Source organism: Sorangium aterium, from assembly GCF_028368935.1.
Taxonomy (GTDB): domain Bacteria; phylum Myxococcota_A; class Polyangia; order Polyangiales; family Polyangiaceae; genus Sorangium; species Sorangium atrum.
In genome coordinates this window covers 72,123-92,321 of the sequence record NZ_JAQNDK010000007.1, presented here as the reverse complement: position 1 = coordinate 92,321, position 20,199 = coordinate 72,123, and the positions used below count along the sequence as shown (strand labels likewise).

Here is a 20,199-nt window from a genome sequence, read left to right as displayed (position 1 = left end):
GAGCCGGCTCGGCGACCAAGGTGGCTGTTGACTTCCACCCGCGGAACTGCAATGTCTCTCGCTGCGCTTGCCCTTACCCACAGGAGACGTCGGATGTCGATGAGCAAGAAGCTGATGAGTGCCGTGTTGATGAGCGTCGGCATTGGCTTTGCTGGAGCCGCGTGGGCCGCCGGCGGGACCTCAGACCTCCCCGCTTCCGTCGCCGAGAAGAAGGATTTCGGCTGCGGTGCAAAAGGACAGAAGGCCTGTCCGATGCAGGGCTGGATGAAGTCGGTGATGCAGTCGGCGACGACGAGCGGCGACGGCGCGAAGATCGCGGAGGCGCTGAAGTACGTGGCGGCGAGGCCGCCGAAGGGCATGGACAAGTGGGCCGCGATCTCGAACGAGGGCATCGAGAAGGCCAAGAAGGGCGACATCGACGGTGCCAAGGCGAGCTGCAAGGCCTGTCACGATCTGTACAAGACGAAGTACAAGGAGACGCTCCGCGACGCCCCCTTCTGAGGCGTTCCTCTCCTCTCTCGCTCTCTTCCCTCCCTCCGCTTTCCCTTCCGCGCGCCGAGAGCGCGCCTCCTTCGGGCAGCCGTGGCCGGTCGCGCCGGGGCTCGCCCGCCGATCTGCGGCGACGGCCACGAAGCCGGCCCGCGGCGACGGCCATGAGCCGACCCGCGGGCCAGAGCCCCCCGTTCGGTGCGCGCCAGATCAGCAGCCGCCGCCGGCAGCCGCGCAGATCTCCTTGGGCGTGAGCGTCCGGCCGAAGATGCGGAGGCTGTCGAGCAGCCCGTTGAACTCGTCTTCCCCCGACGGCTCGTCCGAGCCGATGTGGACGGGCTGTTCGCCGGAGGCGATCACCGGGCCAGAGGGGCTCCTGTCGACCTCGACGCCGTTCACGTAGAGGCTCTGCGTCTGGCCATCGGAGAGACAGGCGATGTGCGTCCACTGCCCGGGAACGATGGGGTAAGCCACGTTCCGCTCGACGCCCATGGTGCAGCGGATCTGTCCGCCCGGCATCAGGAAGAGCGAAGGCTTCCCGCCGCTGTCGATCACGGTGTATCGCCGCTTCTCCGGCAGCGAGGCGGGGTTGATCCAGACATCGATGGTCATCGCGGACGCGGTCCACGCGGCGTCGTGGTGGAAGTAGAGTTTGCTCCCCATCGTCAACGAGAGCGCCTGGCCGGCCCGGCCAGGCACGTACTCCAGGCTGCGCACCTTCTCTGGCGTGAAGTGATGCTGCGAGGCGTCGTCGGGGTTCCCCTCGAACGCGAAGCACGCGATCAGCGATGGCTCTGCCGCCCCGCACAGCGGCCGGGGAGCGCCACCGGGCTCTTCGCCCTGAGTTCCGCCGGGTTCTTCTGCCGGATCCCCGCCGGGTTCTTCGACCTGAGGGCCGCCGGGTTCTTCTGCCGGATCCCCGCCAGGTCCTTCCGCCGGAGCGCCGCCCGGCTGTTCGGCGGGAGCGCCGCCCGGCTGTTCGACGGGAGCGCCGTCAGGCTGTCCTGCGGTGGCTCCGCCGGGTTCTTCCGCCGGAGCGCCGCCAGGTCCTCCGGGTTGAGCTTCGAATTCACCTGACCCGCCTGTGCCTCTCGTTTCGAGGGCGCAGCCCGGCAACGACAAGAGAAGCACGGCAACGCCGGCCAGGCGATGTGCAGATAGATGGGATTTGCAAAGCATGCTGCGGTTCCTGCGGGGCGCTCAGCGTAGCTCAGAACGCCGCTCGGTGTCACCGCGTCTCGCACGAAGGTTCGATTTGCGCCGGCGCGCGATACGTCGATGCAGTGAGAAGAAAAATGCATCGATGCAGTGAGAAGAAAAATGCACCACAGAGGCGCCGAAGAAGAGGCGCGGAGTGAGCGGCACAGAGGGAAATATCACCGACGGCGGCCAGAACCAGTGTGGCTGTCAGGGCGTGAGCATCCCGTGCAGGGCCGAGGGCGCGGGGCTCGCGCCGCCGGAGCCGCTGCCGGAAGCGCTGTGGCGCCGGGTCGCCAGCGCAACACCACACGACGCAGCTCGACGTGGCAACGGCGCTTTCCCGCGTCGACCCGTCGTGTCGCGGTGACAGCGACAGGCGAGGTGCCCAGGCCGGCGCCGCAGCCGGCCTCGCCTCAGCCCGGCTCCCGCCTGGCGCGGCGCGGATCGCCCGCTGCGGTCCTCCGCGCCTCGGGCTGGCAGGCCGGACAGTAGATCGCGTCGTGCCCGTGGACGCTCGCGCGACGGAGCTTGTCGCCGCAGCGCGGGCACGGCTGGCCCGGACGCCCGCGGACCTTGAGGAAGTCGCGCAGCCTCTCGTCCAGCGCCGGCGCGCGCCGAGCGATCGTCCGGGTCGCGTCGCCGAGGACATGAGCGATCGCCGTGTGCAGGCGGTCGGTCTCCTCCTCGGAGAGGCTCTGGACGGTCGCCTTCGGGTGGATCCTTGCCTCGAAGAGCACCTCGTCGGCGTACGAGTCTCCCATGGAGTCGAGCGCCGTCCCGTCCATCAAGAAGTCCTTGGCGAGGTCGCGCCGCCCGCGCGCGGCGGCGCGGAACGCCTCCTGCGTGAACACACGAGGATCGAGGACGTCGAGGCCGACGCGCTGGAGCCCGGGGATCTTGTCGAAATCGCCCCGCGCGAGCACGTGGACCTTGCTCATCTGCACGTCGTCTCGGACCCTGAGCTCGCGGCCGTCCCCGAGGGTCAGCGAGAACGCGAGATCGGTCGGGATCCGCGTCTCTCCTGGGCGCGTGATCGAGAACCGCCCTGCCAGCATCGGGGAGATCACGAGATCGAGCGCGCGCGCCCCTTCGAGCTCGAAGACCACGGCGTGCGCCCGCCGCGCCACGCGCCGGATCTCCGCGCCCGGCAAGAGCGCGTCGAGGCGCTCCGCGAGCAGGACGTGCAGCACCACCGCGTTCTCGGCCCGCGCCGCCGACACGGTCGCGCCGGCGAGCTCGCGCGCGAGGATCGGGACGACGTACTCCAGGTCCGGGCGCTCGGGCACGGCTCCAGGATACAGATCTCGCCGCGAAGATCGCGCGACTTCGGGCGAGGCGCGAAAAAGAGGCGCGGCGGCGAGGCAATCAGGCGCTGATCCGCGGTGACTCCTCGCCGAGCGCGGCCTCACCGCCGTCGCCCCGCCTCGGCCGCTGCGCGCCCTGGATCACGAGATCCTCGCGCCGGGCGAGCGCGTACACGACGCGGATGCGCGCGGTCTTGAAGGCCCTCTCCGGCGCCGGGTTCAGGTGCACGACCCTGCGCTCGCCCGGCTGCGTTACATGGCTCGCGCCCCGGGGCTCGCCCGGCTGCGCGACGAGGCTCACGCCCCCGAGCTGGTCCTCCTTCGGCTCCTCGACCTCCAGCGCGATAGGGATCGCGCCCCGGGGCGCGAGCGCCGTCCGGATCTCGTCGAAGCGGAGCTCCTCGCCCGCCTGCCCCGCCCCGCCGGGCGGCGGCGCCTCGATGCGGACGAGGTCCTGCCCGCCCTCGCCGAGGAGCTCATCGTAAAGAGCCGTTACTCCCGGCACGAAGGCGCTGTGGACCATGAAGTAGTTCTTGATGCGCTCGGTGCTGACGAGGCTGACCCGCACGGCGAAGCCGCACTTGTCGGGGGCAAGGAGGCTCCGGACGTGCTCGCCCTTCGCCACCGAGGAGAACTCCGCGAGCACATGCAGCCCCCTGCCGTGCGCGAGCTCCCGGCTCGCCAGCGCCCGCGCGAACCGGATGACCCGCATCGCCGTGCGCGCGTCGCGATCGAGCCCCTCGGGCTCGCTCAGGAACACCGCCGCGGAGAGCGGCGCGCCGCGCGCCGCGCAGCGCACCGCGAGCGAGGCGAGGTCGTGCCCGTGCTGCGTGTACACCGTCGCGCTGCCCCCGCGCGGGAGCGAGAGCATCGCCCCGTCCGAGCCCGGCGGCGCGCCGCCCGGGCCGGGCGTCACGCCGAGCGAGGCGAGCCGGTCGGCGAGCGGCATCCGCTCGTCCCCGCGCTCCCCGAGGACCAGCGTCACCTCGATGCCCGGCACGAACCGCGCGAGCGCGTGCAGCAGCGAGGGCAGCGCGGCGCTGTACCCGACGATGAGCACCCGCTCGATCTCGTTGAGGTGCAGCGAGAGCTTCGCCGCCCACGCCTGCGCCGCCGTCGCGCCGCCCGACGCCGCGGCGCGCTCGATCCCCCGCCCCCTGTAGAGCTCTCGCCCGTAGTCCAGGAGCGGCGCATACGTCGCCGATACGCCGATGAGCCCCCGGAGCCGCTGCGCCGGCACCCGGCCCGCCCGCGCGCCGAGCGCCCACGCCGGCGATCCCTCGGGCGGATCGAGCAGCGGATTCAGCCACGGCACGAGCCCCTCGACCGACACGAGCTTGCCCTCCTCGCGCTTCGGCACCGCCGCCTCGTTCCCGAGGAACACGCCCGCGAGGATCACCTGCTTCTCGTAGGCAGCGCGCGCCATGTCCGAGAACGAGAGCTCGTGCTTCGGCGCCTCGCCGAGCTTGCCGACGGCGCAGGCCGCCTCGTCGCCCAGGAAGATGTGCGTGTAGAACTCCGAGCCGTCCGCGGTCATGAGGTCGGTGTAGAGGGACTCCACGCCCGGCGTGAGCAGGTGCTGGCAGAGGAAGAAGCCGAGGAACCGCTGCATGTCGAGCGGATGTGTCCCGGGCCCGCCCACCGCCTGGATGAGGTCGCGGTTCTTGCTCTCCTGCACCTCGACGAACACATGGCCGTGCGGGTTCTGCGCCCGGAACGAGGAGAGCGCCATGGCCGTCAGGGCGTCGGCGTCGGGCCCCGCGTCGGGCCGCGCGAGGATCAGCGCCCGCTTCGCCTCGGCGGCGCCCACGAGCTCGAGCGCCTCCGGCTGCGCGCTGTCCCCCTGGCGGTAGCTCACCCAGCGCATCCCCGGCGCGTAGAGGTAGGCAGGCGGGTCGTCCTCGGTGCCGAGGAGCGCCATCCGCGGGAGCGCGTGGCGGGTCGGCGGGGGCCCGCGGCGGATGAGCCACTGCCAGAGCTCCGAGAGCCGGATGCTCCGGAGCGCGCGGTGGCGCTCGTACAGCCGGACGAACTCCTGCACCAGCATCTCCGCCTCGTGCACCGGGCCGATCACGAGCGCGTGGCCCGCGTAGCGGACCGGCCGCCGCCGCGCCGCGCGCACGACCTGATCGACCACGTTGGCGCCGATGCCGATGATGAACGACGTGATGAAGACGCCCACCATGGTGAGGCCGAGCGAGACGACGGCCACGACGGGGTGCACCCGGAGGTTCTCGACGAGGTTGTCGGCGCTCTCGATCTGCCGGAAAGACCACCAGATCCGGTCGACGAAGGTGGTGTCCGGGGTCGGGCCGCTGCCATCGTAGTCGTGCGTGATCGCGAGGTGGCTGAGCAGCACGGAGGCGCCGAACGCGAGCCCCCAGACGGCCAGCGTGACGAGCCCGAACTGCTCGAGCAGCTCGCGCCGCGTCATGATCGCGTAGAGGTCGATCGCGATCTCGCGCGTGAAGCGCAGGAGCAGGAAGAGCCGCGAGAGCCGCAGCATGGGGAGGGCGTGGGCGGCGTGCGCGTCGAGGATCCGCTCGAGCGGCAGGAAGCTGATCCACGCGATGATGTCGAAGGCGAAGAGGAGCACGTCGAGGCGCGACCGCCCGTCCCCGCGCTGGCGGAGGAGGACGGCCCGGAAGAGGAGCTCGACGCCGAAGATCGCCAGGAAATACGGGCGGAGCTGCTCGTCGAGGCCCTGGATGGGCAGGACCGAGACGAGGATCAGGAGCGAGATCGCGGCCTTGACGGGGCGGGTCTCCAGCCCGCCGGCGAGGCGGTGGAGCAGGGGCAGGCGGGGCGCCATGGGCGGCAAGGATAGGCGACCTCGCGCGCGGCTGCTGTAAGCTCCCCGGGTGCCAGCCCCCCGCTCGTTCGATGAGAAGCGCGCGAGGATCGCGGCCCTCGCGGAGGCGCCGCCCGCGCAGGCGGCGGCCGAGCTGCGCCGCCTCGTCGCGGACCGGAACGGGTACCTGGTCGGCGAGGCCGCGGCAATGGCGGGGCGCCTCGCGCTGCGGGAGCTCGTGCCGGATCTGGTGGGGGCGTTCCCGCGGCTGCTCGAGGAGCCGCTCAAGAGCGACAAGGGCTGCTCCGGCAAGAACCGCATCGTCGAGGCGCTGCTCGCGTTCGACGCGCACGAGCCGGACACCTACCTGGCGGGGCTGCGCCACGTGCAGCTCGAGCCGGCGTTCGGGCAGCCGATCGACACGGCCGCTGGGCTGCGCGGGCTGTGCGCCCACGCGCTTGTCCACGTCGGCCACCGCGAGGCGCTGCTCGAGGTCGCGCCGCTGCTCGCCGATCGCGAGCCGGTCACGCGCGCGGAGGCCGCTGCGGCGCTCGGCAACTCCGGCCTCGACGCGGCGGCGGCGGCGCTCCACGTGAAGGCGCTCTCCGGCGATCCGGAGCCGGACGTGCTCGGCGCCTGCTACAGGGGGCTCCTGCGGCTGCTCCCGGGGCGGTACCTCGGCTTCGTTGCGAAGGTGCTGCAGCAAGGCGACGACGGCGCCGCGGAGGCGGCGGCGCTCGCGCTGGGTGAATCGCGCCTGCCCGAGGCGCTGCCGATCTTGCAGGCCGAGCTCGCCGGGGCGGCGCGCGCGGGCGCGGCTCGCTGGCCGCGCGACAGCGTGCTGCTCGGGATGGCGCTGCTGCGCACGGACGCGGCGAACGACGCGCTCGTGGCGCTCGTCGAGGAGGGGGCGGAGGTGCACGCGATCGCGGCGCTGAGCGCGCTCGCGCTGCACCGGCACGACGCGCCGCTCGTGGAGCGGGTGCGGGAGGCCGTGATGGGGCGGAGATCGAAGAAGCTCGCGGCGGTGTTCGCGGAGAAGATCGACGGCGGGTGACCGGACGGCGGCGCGGCGAAGCGAGGCCGAGGGCGAGCGACGTCCGCCCGAGCCGAGGTCGGGTCCGGGCTCAGAAGGCGAGAGGGCGGGCGCCGCGATGGCCGGGCGGCGGACGGCCGCGCCTCACGTCGCCGGCGGGGTCCACTGACGTACTCTCGGACGAGCGAAGGTGTAAAGGGCGTCGATCGTGCGACGTGGAGGAGCTCGACGGTAAGTCGCGCGGTGGATCGACCACGCGTGGAAGATGCATGCGTCTCCGGCGCGCAAGGCGACGCGCGCGGCGTTCGGCATGTCCAGCGCGGTCCGATCGGCGCCCCTGCGGATCCGGAGCTCGTCCGGCGTGTCCCAGCGGGCGTGGGACCCGGGGACGATCTCGAGCCGATCGTCGTCTTCCAGCGCCACCCTGAAGTGGACCGATGTCGTCGTCGCGACGATCGCGCGCTCGATCTCTGGATCGGATTGGCCGAACTGGCTGTCTCGGTGCCAGTCCCCGTCCCAGTCGCGCCTTGTCTGCTCGTGGTAGTAATGCGCGTCCTTCAGGCGCGGGGTGTCTTCCTCTCCCGGACGCGAGAGGCCGGCGAGCAGCTCGCAGACGCGCCGGGAGCCGACGAACGTGGAGATGAGCTCCAGCGCGCAGGGATCGTCCTGAAAGCAGGTCGTGCCGTCCGTGAGGAGCGATATCCTGGGGGTCGAGTGACCGGTCTCCCGGGAGAGCGCTCGTGTGCGGAGGAGCGCGGCGTCGCACGCGCGGCGGAGCTCGGCGCGCTCGGCGATGTCGAGGAAAGCGCGCGCGATGAAGAGGCCTTGCGCGCGAAAGGCATTGATTCGATCTCTCGTTGACGTGCTCATCATGACCTCGCGACACTCGGGATCGCGGAGATCACTCAATGGATGGCCCGAGGCCCACGCATCGCCAGGGCGACGAGGGGGCTCTGGGGGAACGGCATCAGGCGATGACGGCTCGAGACGACGAGACACGCGAGCCGCCCCGCGATCTCGAAGGTCGCGAGCGCGGCGGGCGCGCCGAAGTAATCGATCGGCACGAGATCGACGTTCCGCGCCGCCTTCGGCGTGGAACGCTCGTCGAGGATCTGCGCGAGCGCCTTCTGGTAGCTCTCGCCGGTCCGGGACATCCTGGCGCGGACGTCGGCGCGCAGCTTCTTGTGGTGGTGGCGGTTCCCCATCGGCCCTGTCCAGGTGATCTGCCGAGATCGGTCCTTGTCGGCCGGCACCGACGGAAGAGCGGCAGCATCACGAGCGGAGACCGCCGAAGGGCAGCGCCCTCTTCGCCCCTCGCGGAGCCGTGCCGGCGGCGAGCGAGGTGCCGGGCTCGGAGAGGCCCGTGAGGCGAAGTGTTCGCGGGAGCACGGCCGCTGTCAAGCAGGCGCCGGAGGGTCCGCGCCGGGTGGGGCCATCGGCGCTGCGGTTCGCTGCTCAGCGCTGCGCCTCGCTGACGGGGTGCTCGGGGCCGGGGCGCCCGTCAGCCAGCGTCTCTCGGAGGCGCTCCTGCGTCAGCCCCGGGCTGCTCGACAGCCTGGTATCCGCGTGGGGATCGTCCGATCGGGCGACCGACTCCGCATGGGCCGTCTCGGGGCGCGCCTCGCTCAAGGGGTGGCGGCTGCCGGGCCGCCCCGTTGCGAGCGTCGAGCCCTGGCCGATCTCGGGTGGAGACGCCGCGTGCGCCGGCCGCGGCGGGGGCGCTCCGGCCGAGCGAGGCGCGAAGAGGTCCGCCCAGTCCGGCAGGTGCCGCTCGAGCCGCAGGCGCTCGGCCTCGGGTAGCGCCTCGCCGATGACCTGGCACACGGCCTGGGCGTGCTCCATGCCAAAGCCGCGCGGCGCGCCCTCGCGGCGGGCGATGCGGTCGTAGAGCTCGTCGCGATCGAAATCGCCCTGGTACGTGGCGCCCCGCACTGCTGCGGCGACCGGACCCGGCAGCCTACCGGCGATCGGGGCCGCCTCCTCCGCAAGCAGCCGCTCGCCGAGCGTCCGTGCTGTCACGGCGATCGCACGCTCGGCCTCGTCGCGGCCCTCGAAGCCGGCGCGGCGCTGCACCTCCTCGACGAAGCGGTCGTAATCCATGCGGGGCCCTCCTTCCGGAGATAGTCCATTGCGAGACCCGTGCCAGGCGCGTGCGCAGGGCGGGCGACCTCAACCTGGGTTCGACCTCAACCTGGGTCGGGGCGGCGGGGTCGGGCGGCGACCTCAATCCGGCGACCTCAACCTGAGTCGGCGCGGCAACCTCAACCTGGGTCGGGCAACCTGGGGCGGCGGGGTCGGGCGGCAACCTCAATCCGGCGACCTCAACCTGAGTCGGGGCGGCAACCTCAACCTGGGTCGGGCAACCTCAACCTGGGTCGGGGCGCCCGCCTCGGGTCGCCTCGCGCAGCGTGCGCCCGATACAGTGCCTCAGGCCCGCCTGTGGGTCGGATAGTGTCGTAATCTCAGCAAGCTCGATCCCGAGCGAGACGATGGTCTGGGCGACGCTCGGCCGGATCCACCCCCGATGGAACGGCTAGCCTTCGCCGACGCGGCCCGCGCGCGCCTTGAGCTGCATCCGCAGCGCCTCGACCACGTGATCACGCAGCGCGACGGTCTTCCTCGGCAAGTGCTGGCCGCTCGGGAACACGAGGAAGACGCCGCCCGTCGGCGCCGTCCAGCGCGGCAGCACGCGGACGAGCGCTCCAGCGAGCACGTCCTGCTGAACGAGGAAGGTCGGGAGCAGGCCGATCCCACCGCCGTTGCGCACCACCTCGCGCGCGAAGAACCCGTCGTTCGCGAGCCACCGGACACGAAGCCGCGCGCGGGCGCGCGACACCTCGTCTCGCCCGAACGGGCTCGTCTTGATGAGCGCCACGCAATCGTGCCCCGCGAGATCGTCCAGCGTCCTCGGCGTCCCCCGCGCGGCCAGGTACGCGGGCGAGGCGTAGAATTGCAGGTGCAGCTCGCCCACCTTGCGCGCGACCAGCGTCGAGTCTCGCGGCTTCTTCGCGAAGAACCGGAACGCAACGTCGTACCCCTCTTTCACCAGATCCACCGGCTGCGTCGACAGGTGCATCTCGACCGTGATGCGCGGGTAGCGGCGGCAGAAGGCGGCGAGGATCTCCGCCAGCACCTCGGTTGCGAAGTCCGCCGTCGCCGTGAGCCGCAGCGTGCCCGACGGCTCGTCCTCGAGCTCCGGGAGCCCCTCGATCGCCTCCGTCAGCGCCTTGAGCCGCGAGCCGAGGCGGTCCACCAGCGCCTGCCCGGCCGTCGTCAGCGCCACGCTGCGCGTCGTCCGCTGCAAGAGACGCACGCCGAGCGAAGCCTCCAGCGACGCGACGCCCCGGCTGACCGTCGACTTGGGCACCCCGAGCCGGCGCGCCGCCTCCGTGAAGCTCGCCGTCTCGGCGACCGCCGCGAAGACGGAGAGGTGGTTCAGATCCATTGTTCCCATTTCGGCACACAGTAGCCAAAATCTGTGTGTTGCACCAGATTCGAGACAGAGGCAAACATCCGCTCAACCTCGTCACAGGGAGCTCTCATCATGTCTCAGACTCTCCTCGTCACCGGCGCCAACGGCCAGCTCGGGCGGCGCGTCGTCGATCTCTTGCTCGCGCAGGGCGCAGGGCCGCTCCTCGTCACGACCCGGCACCCGGAGAAGCTCGGCGAGCTCCGCGCCCGCGGCGTCGAGGTGCGGCGCGCAGACTTCGATGCTCCCGCCTCGCTCGCGGAGGCGTTCGCGGGAGCGGCGCGTCTCTTGCTCATCAGCACCGACGCGCTGGACCGCCCGGGCCGGCGCATCGCGCAGCACCGGAGCGCGCTCGAGGCCGCCGCGAAGGCGGGTGTGCGGCACGTGGTCTACACGTCGCTGACCAACCCCGGGCCGGGCTCGCCGATCACGATCGCGCCCGACCACCAGGCCACCGAGGACGCCCTCGCGGAGAGCGGGCTCGGCGCGACCGTCCTGCGCAACAACCTCTATACGGACTTCCTCGTGGCCTCGCTGAGGCGCGCGCTGGCGACGGGCCAGCTCGTCGCTGCGGCCGGCGACGGCAAGGCCGGGTATGTGACGCGCGAGGACTGCGCCCGCGCCGCGGCCGCGGCGTTGGCCGCCGATTTCGACGGCAAGCGCGTGCTCGATATCACTGGACCTGCGGCCGTGTCCCAGCGCGAGCTCGCGCAGATCGCCTCGGCCGTCACAGGCAAGTCGATCGACTACGTCCCCGTGCCGGGTGACGCGCTGGAGCAAGGCATGCAGAAGGCCGGGATCCCCGCGGCTATGGCCACGCTGCTCACCTCCTTCGACGAGGCGATCGCCCGCGGAACGCTGGATGTGACCACGAGGGCGGTGGAGGAGCTCACCGGCAAGCCCGCGGAGGACGTGCGGAGCTACCTCGCGCGCCACCGGGCAGCGCTGCTCGCGCCGGTCGAGGCCTGATCAGGCGGGAACACCGATGGCGAGCGTGTAGACGACAGGCTCGTTCACCCCAGCCATTCCGAGGAGCGAGCCAGAAGGCAAGCACGCGCAACCTCCTGCGCGATCGAGCAAAGCGTCACCGATGCGCTGCGCGCTTGGTGGGAGACGCGCTTGCGTCAGCCAGGATCGCCGACCTACGCCGCGGCGCGAGCCGGACGGGCGAGCACCTCGCGCTCTTGCGCCTCGCCCCCTGAGACCGGCAGCGAGAGCGCCTCCTCGGCCTCGGCGTGCCCGTCGCTGCCGAACGGGCGAACGACCCCAGGGTGAGCGCAGCGCAATCTGATTCGCAAATTTCCTGAAATTGGACGCGAAACTCCCTTACGCTGGCCTCCCGGGATCTGCCTGGAGGAGGAATGTTCATGCGTCGATGGTCCGTTCTGCTGTGCGCTTCAGCTGTCGTTGCATGTGGTTCGGGGGACGACTCGCCGGGATACGACTCGTCGGGCGGCGGCGGCATCAGCTCCGGGGAAGGCGGAAGCGGGGGGGACGGAGGAAGCGGCGGGAACGGCGGAAATGGCGGGCTCCCTCCCGCATTTCGCTATGGCGCCAACCTCGGCCATCGCAACGCGGACTGGGGCGACGACAAGGAGGCCACGCTCGCAGCGCTCGCGGGGGCCCGCAGCCTCCGCATCAAGCTGCCCGCCGCCCATTTTGCGAGGTGGGGATATGAGATCGAGGTCGGGGACATTCAATCATATGCGTCCCTGGGCATGGGGGATCACATCGGATTTCTCATCGGCTCCGAGTCGGTCGATCTGACGGTGGCGCCGGCCGACGCGGAGGACTGGCAGAACGAGTACTATACCCCAAAGAGCCTCTACGAGCCGATCTTCTCGGCCGACGGAACGGTGAATCAGGGCAACGCGTGGGCCTCTTACGTGTATCGGACCGTCGACACCTACAAGCCCTGGGTCAAGCTGTGGCACGTATGGAACGAGCCCGATTGGGTGGCCGACTGGCGCGTCACCGAGACATGGAAGACCGAACCGCCGAAGGCCGCCGATCTCCCCCGGTTCAACGGATCCATATTTGATTATATACGAATGCTGCGCGTCACGAAGGAGGCCGCGCGCAAGGCAGATCCGGATGCGCGGATCGCGACGGGGGGCATCGGATACCCCTCGTTCCTCTCGGCGATCCTGCGCTACACCGACAACCCCGACGGCGGCGCGGTCACGCCAGATTACCCGGAGAAGGGCGGCGCCTACATCGACGTGCTCGATTTTCACTATTACCCGATCTTCAGCCCGAAGAGCTCGGATGCGTCCGTCGACGATTTCCTCGCGTCGAAAGATGCGTTCGCCGCGACGCTCGCCGACGGTGGGGCGGAAGTGCAGAGGTGGAATGTCTCGGAGAACGGCGCGCCGCTCGCTCCGACGCCGGAGTACCCGGAGGTGGGGAGCCCGGAGTACGCGCGGAATTACCTCATCAAGATGATGATCATGGCGCAGGCGCACGGCATCGGCGGCGTCGACTGGTTCATTCTATCGAACGGCGAGGACGGGAGCGACGACGTGTTCGCGCACATGGGGCTCTACAACGATGTCGGCGCCCTCGCCAGCGTGGATCAGGCGACCAAGACCGACCTCGGCAAGGCGTACACCACCCTCAACGAGGTGCTCTTCGGCGCGTCCTACGATGACCGTACGACAAGGGAACTCGCGCTGCCGGGGGGCGCTCGGGGCGCCGTGTTCACGAAGGACGGCAAGCGCCGGATCGCCCTCTGGGCCGTGACGGCGAGCAGCACGGAGGAGGCGTCCGCGAGCGCCGAGCTAGCGACGGCAACGGGGTTCGAGGTCCATGCATGGGACGGCGCGAAGACCTCCGCCGACGCGAGCGGCGGCAAGGTGACGCTCGCCCTCTCGGGCAGCCCGGTGCTGCTGGTCGAGCGGTGACGGCGACCGACCCAGGTTGAGGCGACCTGGCGCGGCGACCCGATCCGACCCAGGTTGCGGCCCTACCCAACCCGCCGGACCGGGGTTGAGCTGCGGCACCGTCGCAGTTTCAGCTGAGCGGAACGCTATCTCACGGCACGCTCGATCCCCGGCTAGACAAGCTTGATGCCAAGCTGGGCTATTCGCTACGCTCGTCTTCCGGCACGAAATTTCCCGCTCGTTCACATAACGCCGATCGCAACCCCTCCGGACCCGCTCCTACGCATTCGGGACGACATCGCCCCTGCACATCCCATTGCGTACACCACCGCACAACGATCTGCCAGCTGCACCGCCGGCCCCAGACGGACGCGCCCCACGACAAGGCGCGGATGCCCTTGCCCGTCCTGCCCGCCTCCCTGCCGCGCCGCTGCTAAGGCTCTACACCGTGAGCACGACGTCGGCCACGCTGGCGCCGTGAAACGTGCGCATCCACCACGTCCCCGCGGGGAATACAGCGCTGCGCACGCCGGCACACCATCGTTCGAGTGCCGCACGGTACGACGCGCGAAACGCACGCACAGCGGCACCTGCGATTCGCCACGCGTCCCCCTGATTGCGACCAACCGCAAACGTCGGATTGCCGTCGCGCAGCGGCTCGAAGCTCGTCACGCGCTCGTAAGGGGACACCCTGCTGGCCCTCTCGGCGCCCAAGAAGCGAAGTCCTCGTCGCTGCACCTCCGCGCGGGCCCGCGCTTCCTGTCGCTCGAGCTCGGCAGAGACATCCTGGCGAAAGCTCTCCGCGCTGTCCTGCCCGATGGCTGGCGGAAGCGCGAGCGAGACGGTCACCTCCTCGGGCCACTGGGGGTTTTCCGGGTCGAGATACACCGAAGGCCGTGCCGCGCGCAGCACGCCGCGACCGAGCTCGTCCACATCCACCTTGGCGCCTGGCCACTCGCGAGCATGCTGCACCAGGCCAGCGGCGACGGGATTCGCCATGACGTAAGCAATCTTCTCCACCACCGCCGCGCGCGTCAGCAGCCGCACCACGCTCGTGGCCTCGTGGTCCCACACGGGGCCTTCCCACCCGCGAAGCACCTTCGTGCCGAGCGCGACGATGCGATGGAAGAATTGCAAGAACCGCGGCAGGACGCCCCTCGTGTCTGTCACGACCAGGTGCAGATGCGTTGACATGGCGCAGAGCGCATGGACCTCGATGCCGTAACGGCGGGTCGACACCGCGAGGACGTAGACGAGGAGCCGGGTGATTGCCGCGTCCGGGCGGAAGAGCAGGTGCCGGCGCAGGACGCGACGGGTGATGAGGTAGGTGGCTCCGGCAGCGATCTCGCGGGGCTGGCTCATGACAGGTGCACCATGACAAGCTTTGTGCCACGGGTTTTCGTCAATCATTTCGCTGCTCGACCAAGCTTCGTGGGTGGCGGCCGCCTGGCGGTCCGCCACCTGAGCTGGAGCCGTTGCCTACTCCAGCCTGACCTGGGTTGCTGTTAGTCCCATGCAGGTGGGGATGCCAACCTCGGTCTGCCAACCTGACCCACCGCCATTCTGGGTCGGACCCGGTGAGCTCGCCGGTCGCCCCTACCTTGGTCGGATCCATCGGGGTCGGATCCGTCGGTCGGTCGGTCGCCCCCAACCTCGGATCCGTCGGTCGGTCGGTCGCCCCCAACCTGGGTCGGGCCCTCGTCATGATAGCGTCCGCTCATGGAGCTCCGCCTGCGCGGCCTCACCCACCTCGACCCGCTCGCCGTCCCTCTGCCCCATGGCACCGAGGTGACAACCCGGGTCGACCGCCTCCTCGGCGATCGACGTGTCCCGCAGGGCGCCATCGGGCGTGTCGTCGGCTCGGCCGGCGCGGAGCTCGACGTCATGCTCGTCGGCGTCGGCGTGGTCCGCTACAACCGCGACGAGCTCGTCCCGCGTAAGGCCGGCCAGGTGCGGCATGCCGAGCGGCGGAGCGCCGCCTGGGACGCCCTCCGGCCCACCGTGGTCCTCGAGGCCGTCGTGGGCTCGCGCGCGTGGGGGCTCGCGAACGAGGGCTCCGACACCGACAGGCGCGGCGTCTTCGCTCTCCCCTTCCCCTGGACCACAGGCCTCGCCGAGCCGCCCAGGGACCTCGTGAGCACCGACGGCAGCTCCTCCTATTGGGAGATCGAGAAGGCGATCCGCCAGGCCCTGCGCGCCGACCCCAACACCCTCGAGCTGCTCTTCGTCCGGACCGCAGAGGCGCGCGACGACATCGGCGCGTGGCTCCTCGAGGCGCGTGGTGCGTTCGTCTCCTCGGCCATCTACGGCAGCTTCGGCCGCTACGCGCTCTCCCAGCTGAAGCGGCTCTCGCAGGCGCACCGCCTCGCCGAGCACCGGGAACGGGTGCTCGAGTGGCTCGCCGACGACCCCTCGCTGGCGCTCGCCGAGGTCGCCCGCAAGCTCGCCGCCGTCAGCCCGCGCGCCGCGCCGACCCAGGTTGACCGGGAGCTCCAGGCGAAGGAGTACATCAAGCAGCTCTATCGCTCCCTCCACGACCAGGGCCTCCTGCCCGCCCGCGACTTCGCCTCGCTCGTGGCCTTCGCGCGCGCGGGCAGGGCCTCGCTCGATCCCGCCCGCGACCTCCGCCCCAAGAACGCCTACAACCTGGTGCGCCTGATCGCGACCGCCATCCGCTGGCTGCGCGACGGCGAGGTCGATCTCGTGGTGCAGGGAGACCTGCGCGAGACGCTCCTCGCCATCAAGAGCGGCGCCTGGCCGCTCGATCGCACCATCGAGCTCGCCGAGTCGATGACGCCCGACCTCGAGGCTGCGCGACTCGCCACCAAGCTGCCGCCGCACCCCGACGTGCCCCGGGCCGACGTGCTCCTCCGGCGGGTCCGCGAGGAGATCGCCCGCCGGCACCTCGCGACGGAGCCCGGCCCCCTCGGCAAGGACGCTCCCCCCGCGCCGGTCGCAACCTGGGACGACGGAGACGCAACCTGGGACGGCGGAGACGCGGCCCCCACGCCCGGAAACGAGGAGAGAAAGGACGACGGATGAACCCCCAGGTGCTCGAAGCAAAGCAGCAGGAGGTCGCGGCGCGCGTCATCGCCGAGGAAGAGGCCAAGCGTTCGCACCTCGTCATCGCCCTGAGCGGCGCCCACGCGTACGGCTTCCCCTCGCCGGACAGCGACCTCGACCTCAAGGCGGTCCACGTCGAGCCGACCGAGAAGCTGCTCGGCCTCCACCGCAGCAACGCGAGCCCCGAGCGGATGCAGGTCATCGACGGCGTCGAGATCGACTACACCTCGAACGAGCTCCACCCGGTCCTCATCGGAGTCCTCCAGGGCAACGGCAACTACATCGAGCGGATCCTCGGCCCCCTCCAGCTCCACGTCGATCCCGACCTGGCCTCGCTTCGCCCGCTCGTCGCCGCCGCGCTCTCGCGCCGGATCTTCCGCCACTACATCGGCTTCGCCACGAGCCAGCTCCGCGCTTGGGAGGCGGGAGGCCGCTCGTCGGCGAAGAAGCTCCTCTATGTCCTCAGGACCACGTTGACCGGCGCCCACGCCCTCCGGACGGGCGAGATCGTAACCGATGTCACCACGCTCCTCGATCTCTACGGCTTCAGCGCCGCGCGCGAGTTGATCGAGGCCAAGCGCGCCGGCGAGCAGGCGCCGCTCGCTCCCGACGTCGCCGAGCGCTGGGCCGAGCAGATCGCCCGGGCCTTCACGACCCTCGAGGCGGCCCGCGATCACGCCGTGCTGCCGGAGGAGCCGCCCAACCACGGAGAGCTCAACGACTGGCTGCTCGCGCTGCGCAAGGCCCGGCTCTGAGGCGCGGCGAGGGCTCGCAGGCACGTACATCGACGTGTGGACACGGGCACGCCCGAGCGTCGGCCCCTGGACGGCTCACCGCGGTCCCACGCTCGTCCCCCGGCGAACGCCCGGCCAGCCTCATCTCACCGCGGCAGCGCGCAGCCGTCCCCGCACGCCTTGCGGCCATCGCCGCACTTCACCGCGGGCCCCTGCCCAACGCAGGTCACCGGGCATCCTCCCCCGGTATTGGAGCAAGACACCGCGCACGAGCCCATGCACATCACCTGGCACCCTCCGACCCGATTGCACCTCACGACGCTCCCGTCGCCCACGACGTGAGCGCACTTGTTGACGTCCTCGCAGGTGATCGAGCACCCCGCGCCGCAGGTCACCTGGCACGTCTCCGCGTTGCGGCAGTCGGTGGAGCAGCCGTCTGCGCACGTCGTGCTGCACACCTTGCTTTTCGCACAGGAAGACTGGCAGTCGCCGGCGCAGTGGCTCGCGCAGCTCTCTCGATCGGAGCAGCTCGGCCTGCAGCCGGGCGCGTCGCCGCACGTGAGCAGGCAGCTCGCCGGCGCCTTTCCCGGACTGCCGCCCGGGCAAGTGCAAGGCACGCCCGGCGGACAGCCGGCGGGGTCGACCGCGAGCACCGCAGCGCTCCGGGCCTGCGCGACATCCTGGAGCGACACCGGCGCGCCGCTGTCGCCAGCGTCGCCGGCGCCCGGGTCGCGGGAGGGCCACAGCAGCAGCACCATCCCGACTCCCACGCAGAAGAGCAGCACCGCCACCCCGCCGACGACCGCGATCTGCGTCGCTCCCGGTGCGCGCTGCCCCCGCCCCCGGGGCGCTGCCCCCGCCCCCGCCGCCCCCGAATAAGGCTGGCCCGGAGGAGCCCCCGTCGAGGCAGCCACCGCCGCCGGCATCACCCCGGCCGGCGGGCTCGCGCTCGGATAATGCGCCCCCGCCGGCGGCCCGTCGGGGATGGCCCGGCCGTACGCGCGCGTGCGCTCGTCCATCCTGGCCTGCTCCCCCGTCGCGAAGGGAGGCTCCTCGCCCCGGCGCAGGGCGCGCACGTCGGCGAGCATCGTTTGCGCGTCCGGGTAGCGCCGCTCGACCTGAAAGGCGAGCGCCCGGTCCACGACGCGCGCGACCCGCGGATCCACGCCCGGCGCCACCGTCAACAGCGAAGGAGCCGGCGTCGTGCCCCTCTTCACGAGGAGCTCTCCCTCGGTGAGCCCGTCGTCGTCGTGGACTCGACGGTTCGCGAGGACGGTGAACATCGTCGCGCCCACCGCGTAGAGGTCGGCCCGCCCGTCCACGTTCCTCCCCAGGATCTGCTCGGGCGCCATGTAGCTTGTCGTGCCCAGCACCGCGCCCGTCCGCGTCTTCAGCCCCGAGCCGCCCTGCTTCATGCGCGCGATCCCGAAATCGAGCACCTTGAGCCGCCCATCGCGGGTCACGAACAGGTTGTCCGGCTTGATGTCCCGATGGACGATCCCGGCGTCGTGCGCCGCCTTGATGACCTCGAGCAGCGTGTCCATGTGGGCCAGGAGCTCGGTCAATGAGATCGTACCGAGCCGCAACACGCGCTCGCGGAGGCTCTCTCCGTCGAGCAGCTCCATGACAAGGAACGGCTCTCCCCGCTCGGTCACGTCGATGTCGTGGACCTGCACCGCGGCCGGGTGCCCGAGCCGCGCGGCGGCGAGCGCCTCCTGCTCGAAGCGGGCGCGGAGCTCGCGAGACACCGCGCCCTCCGGGTGCAGGATCTTGATGGCCACGCGGTGCCCCACGTGATGCGTGGCCGCGTAGACGGCCGCCATCCCCCCCGCCCCGATCAGCGCGTCAATCCGCCATTTTCCGTGGAGGGTCGTCCCGACGCGGGCTTTCAGCCGCTGGATCTCCTCCTCTTCCGCTTCCGACATCGGCGCGGAGGCTAGCACGGGTGGCCTCGCGGCCGGCTCCCGCGGACGCCGCGCGGCGCCCTGTCACGCCCCCCGGCCGCGGCCGCGGCCCGCCATCTCCCACGCCGTCGCCACCGCCTCTTCCGCGCTCGCGGCCGACACGATCCGATCCGAGCGCCGGTCGTCCACGCGCCCCCCGGCGAGCTGCCTCGCCCAGCCGCCGCTCGTCGCGAGCGCGAGCAGCGGCTTGCCGAGCTGCCAGGCGACGGCGACCTCGCTCAGCGTGCCCGCGCCTCCGCCGACGACCACGACCACGTCGGCCGCGGCGACGACCAGGATGTTGCGCCCGATCTGCATGCCGGTCGGGACGACGATGTCCACGTACGGGTTGGCCGCCGACGCCTCGTACCCTGGCAGGATCCCCAGGATATCGCCGTCACGCCACGTCGCCGCCGCGCGCCCGCCGCGCGACACGGCCGCCATGACGCCCCCCAGCCCCCCGGTGACCAGCCGGAACCCCGCCTCCACGGCGCGCCGCCCGAGCTCGACGCACACAACCTCGGTCGCCGCGTCCACCGCGAGGCCGTTGCCGATGACCGCCATCACGGGGCGGCGCGGCACGTAGGGCGCGATGTCCCGCTTCGTGTCCTCGTCTTCTCGCTCGTCCCGATCGTCGTCCATCACGGCTCCGCTCCGGCGCCCGCTATTTCAGCCGGCCGATGAGCTGATCGCCCAGGTTCGGTTGATCGATCTTCCCGAGCCAGATGCTCCACACGGCCTTCATGAAGTCCACGCCGGCGACGCTCGCGCTGCTGCCTCCGACCGCGACGGTCGTGGTCTTCTTCTCCGGGTCGTACTGGATGGTGATGCGCGCCCCTTCCTTCAGCTCTCCCTGGAACGCGCCCACGAACGCCTTGATCTTGGCCTGATCCTTGTACCCGTTCATCGCGAAGGCGCCTGTCAACGCGTCGTGGATCTTCTCCTTGTCCACGTCGCGCAGCATCTTCCAGACGAACTTCTTCGGGACGTCGGCGTCGATCACCGCCTGCTTCGATCGCGACGCCGGCGTCTGCTTCATGAAATGGCTGATCTCGTAGACGTCGATGTCGATGAACGCGATCGTCTTGACGCGGACGCCGGTGCCCGTCAGGGCCCAGTCGTCGGCCCTGACCGGGGCGGCGGCGGCGAAGGTGAAGAGGGCCGCGAGGGCGACGACCAGGACCATGAGCTTCTTGGGAATGAGCTTCATCGGAGACCCCCCTGGAGGGCGCGGGCCGGCCGAGCCCACCCGAGGGCACCGCTCCCCGGGCCTGCCGTTCGTGCGCCA

18 protein-coding genes are annotated in these 20,199 nt (G+C 71.1%); 6 read left to right on the top strand and 12 right to left on the bottom strand.

The window, feature by feature from the left end:
• Positions 1–99: 99 nt before the first annotated feature.
• A complete protein-coding gene (locus POL72_RS48205) occupies positions 100–501 on the top strand; it encodes a hypothetical protein (RefSeq protein WP_272103971.1) in 402 nt (133 codons plus the stop codon).
• Positions 502–699: 198 nt separating this feature from the next.
• On the opposite strand, the gene POL72_RS48200 is transcribed toward POL72_RS48205, so the two are convergent.
• The 4 genes from POL72_RS48200 to POL72_RS48185 form a co-directional block, all read right to left on the bottom strand.
• The gene (locus POL72_RS48200) at positions 700–1,206 is read right to left on the bottom strand and encodes a LamG domain-containing protein (RefSeq protein WP_272103969.1); all 507 of its coding nucleotides are present in this window, start codon (positions 1,204–1,206) and stop codon (positions 700–702) included.
• A 65-nt stretch (positions 1,207–1,271) separates the two neighbouring features.
• Positions 1,272–1,562: a hypothetical protein gene (locus POL72_RS48195; RefSeq protein WP_272103968.1), complete on the bottom strand. Its 291-nt coding sequence runs from the start codon at positions 1,560–1,562 to the stop codon at positions 1,272–1,274.
• A gap of 540 nt (positions 1,563–2,102) precedes the next feature.
• The gene (locus POL72_RS48190) at positions 2,103–2,975 is read right to left on the bottom strand and encodes a DNA-formamidopyrimidine glycosylase family protein (protein ID WP_272103966.1); all 873 of its coding nucleotides are present in this window, start codon (positions 2,973–2,975) and stop codon (positions 2,103–2,105) included.
• Between the two features lie 79 nt (positions 2,976–3,054).
• A complete protein-coding gene (locus POL72_RS48185) occupies positions 3,055–5,805 on the bottom strand; it encodes a Rossmann-fold NAD(P)-binding domain-containing protein (protein WP_272103964.1) in 2,751 nt (916 codons plus the stop codon).
• Positions 5,806–5,854: 49 nt separating this feature from the next.
• Between POL72_RS48185 and POL72_RS48180 the strand changes: the two genes are divergently transcribed.
• Positions 5,855–6,841 (top strand): hypothetical protein, encoded by a 987-nt coding sequence (locus POL72_RS48180; protein WP_272103962.1) that lies wholly within the window; start codon positions 5,855–5,857, stop codon positions 6,839–6,841.
• Between the two features lie 123 nt (positions 6,842–6,964).
• On the opposite strand, the gene POL72_RS48175 is transcribed toward POL72_RS48180, so the two are convergent.
• The 4 genes from POL72_RS48175 to POL72_RS48160 all read right to left on the bottom strand — a co-directional run bounded on the left by POL72_RS48175 (position 6,965) and on the right by POL72_RS48160 (position 10,274).
• Positions 6,965–7,693: a phytanoyl-CoA dioxygenase family protein gene (locus POL72_RS48175; protein WP_272103961.1), complete on the bottom strand. Its 729-nt coding sequence runs from the start codon at positions 7,691–7,693 to the stop codon at positions 6,965–6,967.
• Between the two features lie 32 nt (positions 7,694–7,725).
• Complete coding sequence (locus POL72_RS48170) at positions 7,726–8,025, bottom strand: hypothetical protein (protein ID WP_272103960.1); 300 nt, start codon at positions 8,023–8,025, stop codon at positions 7,726–7,728.
• A 250-nt stretch (positions 8,026–8,275) separates the two neighbouring features.
• Complete coding sequence (locus tag POL72_RS48165; protein ID WP_272103959.1) at positions 8,276–8,920, bottom strand: DUF2267 domain-containing protein; 645 nt, start codon at positions 8,918–8,920, stop codon at positions 8,276–8,278.
• Between the two features lie 433 nt (positions 8,921–9,353).
• A complete protein-coding gene (locus tag POL72_RS48160) occupies positions 9,354–10,274 on the bottom strand; it encodes a LysR family transcriptional regulator (protein ID WP_272103957.1) in 921 nt (306 codons plus the stop codon).
• Positions 10,275–10,364: 90 nt separating this feature from the next.
• Here POL72_RS48160 and POL72_RS48155 point away from each other — a divergent pair, with 90 nt between their 5' ends.
• Together POL72_RS48155 and POL72_RS48150 are read left to right on the top strand one after the other, a co-directional pair.
• Positions 10,365–11,258: an SDR family oxidoreductase gene (locus tag POL72_RS48155; protein WP_272103956.1), complete on the top strand. Its 894-nt coding sequence runs from the start codon at positions 10,365–10,367 to the stop codon at positions 11,256–11,258.
• 398 nt (positions 11,259–11,656) lie between these two features.
• Positions 11,657–13,192, top strand: a complete 1,536-nt coding sequence (locus POL72_RS48150; RefSeq protein WP_272103954.1) for a hypothetical protein — start codon at positions 11,657–11,659, stop codon at positions 13,190–13,192.
• 420 nt (positions 13,193–13,612) lie between these two features.
• Here POL72_RS48150 and POL72_RS48145 read toward each other — a convergent pair whose 3' ends face one another.
• Positions 13,613–14,533, bottom strand: a complete 921-nt coding sequence (locus POL72_RS48145) for a transposase (protein ID WP_272104539.1) — start codon at positions 14,531–14,533, stop codon at positions 13,613–13,615.
• A gap of 357 nt (positions 14,534–14,890) precedes the next feature.
• Between POL72_RS48145 and POL72_RS48140 the strand changes: the two genes are divergently transcribed.
• Together POL72_RS48140 and POL72_RS48135 are read left to right on the top strand one after the other, a co-directional pair.
• A complete protein-coding gene (locus POL72_RS48140; RefSeq protein ID WP_272103953.1) occupies positions 14,891–16,213 on the top strand; it encodes a DNA polymerase beta superfamily protein in 1,323 nt (440 codons plus the stop codon).
• Positions 16,210–16,989, top strand: a complete 780-nt coding sequence (locus POL72_RS48135; RefSeq protein WP_272103952.1) for a nucleotidyltransferase domain-containing protein — start codon at positions 16,210–16,212, stop codon at positions 16,987–16,989. Before POL72_RS48140 ends, POL72_RS48135 begins: the two co-directional genes overlap by 4 nt.
• Positions 16,990–17,114: 125 nt before the next feature.
• On the opposite strand, the gene POL72_RS48130 is transcribed toward POL72_RS48135, so the two are convergent.
• The 3 genes from POL72_RS48130 to POL72_RS48120 form a co-directional block, all read right to left on the bottom strand.
• Positions 17,115–18,893 (bottom strand): serine/threonine protein kinase, encoded by a 1,779-nt coding sequence (locus POL72_RS48130; RefSeq protein ID WP_272103951.1) that lies wholly within the window; start codon positions 18,891–18,893, stop codon positions 17,115–17,117.
• A 63-nt stretch (positions 18,894–18,956) separates the two neighbouring features.
• Positions 18,957–19,553, bottom strand: a complete 597-nt coding sequence (locus tag POL72_RS48125; RefSeq protein ID WP_272103949.1) for a TIGR00725 family protein — start codon at positions 19,551–19,553, stop codon at positions 18,957–18,959.
• 22 nt (positions 19,554–19,575) lie between these two features.
• Positions 19,576–20,121: a chalcone isomerase family protein gene (locus tag POL72_RS48120; RefSeq protein WP_272103947.1), complete on the bottom strand. Its 546-nt coding sequence runs from the start codon at positions 20,119–20,121 to the stop codon at positions 19,576–19,578.
• Positions 20,122–20,199 lie beyond the last annotated feature (78 nt).

What these genes read in the sequence shown, in the direction of transcription:
- POL72_RS48155 (WP_272103956.1), top strand. Translation starts at nt 10,365, where the DNA reads ATGTCTCAGACTCTCCTCGTCACCGGCGCCAACGGCCAGCTCGGGCGG.
- POL72_RS48175 (WP_272103961.1), bottom strand. Translation starts at nt 7,693, where the DNA reads ATGATGAGCACGTCAACGAGAGATCGAATCAATGCCTTTCGCGCGCAA.
- POL72_RS48160 (WP_272103957.1), bottom strand. Translation starts at nt 10,274, where the DNA reads ATGGGAACAATGGATCTGAACCACCTCTCCGTCTTCGCGGCGGTCGCC.
- POL72_RS48185 (WP_272103964.1), bottom strand. Translation starts at nt 5,805, where the DNA reads ATGGCGCCCCGCCTGCCCCTGCTCCACCGCCTCGCCGGCGGGCTGGAG.
- POL72_RS48125 (WP_272103949.1), bottom strand. Translation starts at nt 19,553, where the DNA reads ATGGACGACGATCGGGACGAGCGAGAAGACGAGGACACGAAGCGGGAC.
- POL72_RS48120 (WP_272103947.1), bottom strand. Translation starts at nt 20,121, where the DNA reads ATGAAGCTCATTCCCAAGAAGCTCATGGTCCTGGTCGTCGCCCTCGCG.
- POL72_RS48170 (WP_272103960.1), bottom strand. Translation starts at nt 8,025, where the DNA reads ATGGGGAACCGCCACCACCACAAGAAGCTGCGCGCCGACGTCCGCGCC.
- POL72_RS48135 (WP_272103952.1), top strand. Translation starts at nt 16,210, where the DNA reads ATGAACCCCCAGGTGCTCGAAGCAAAGCAGCAGGAGGTCGCGGCGCGC.
- POL72_RS48165 (WP_272103959.1), bottom strand. Translation starts at nt 8,920, where the DNA reads ATGGATTACGACCGCTTCGTCGAGGAGGTGCAGCGCCGCGCCGGCTTC.
- POL72_RS48130 (WP_272103951.1), bottom strand. Translation starts at nt 18,893, where the DNA reads ATGTCGGAAGCGGAAGAGGAGGAGATCCAGCGGCTGAAAGCCCGCGTC.
- POL72_RS48150 (WP_272103954.1), top strand. Translation starts at nt 11,657, where the DNA reads ATGCGTCGATGGTCCGTTCTGCTGTGCGCTTCAGCTGTCGTTGCATGT.
- POL72_RS48140 (WP_272103953.1), top strand. Translation starts at nt 14,891, where the DNA reads ATGGAGCTCCGCCTGCGCGGCCTCACCCACCTCGACCCGCTCGCCGTC.
- POL72_RS48145 (WP_272104539.1), bottom strand. Translation starts at nt 14,533, where the DNA reads ATGAGCCAGCCCCGCGAGATCGCTGCCGGAGCCACCTACCTCATCACC.
- POL72_RS48205 (WP_272103971.1), top strand. Translation starts at nt 100, where the DNA reads ATGAGCAAGAAGCTGATGAGTGCCGTGTTGATGAGCGTCGGCATTGGC.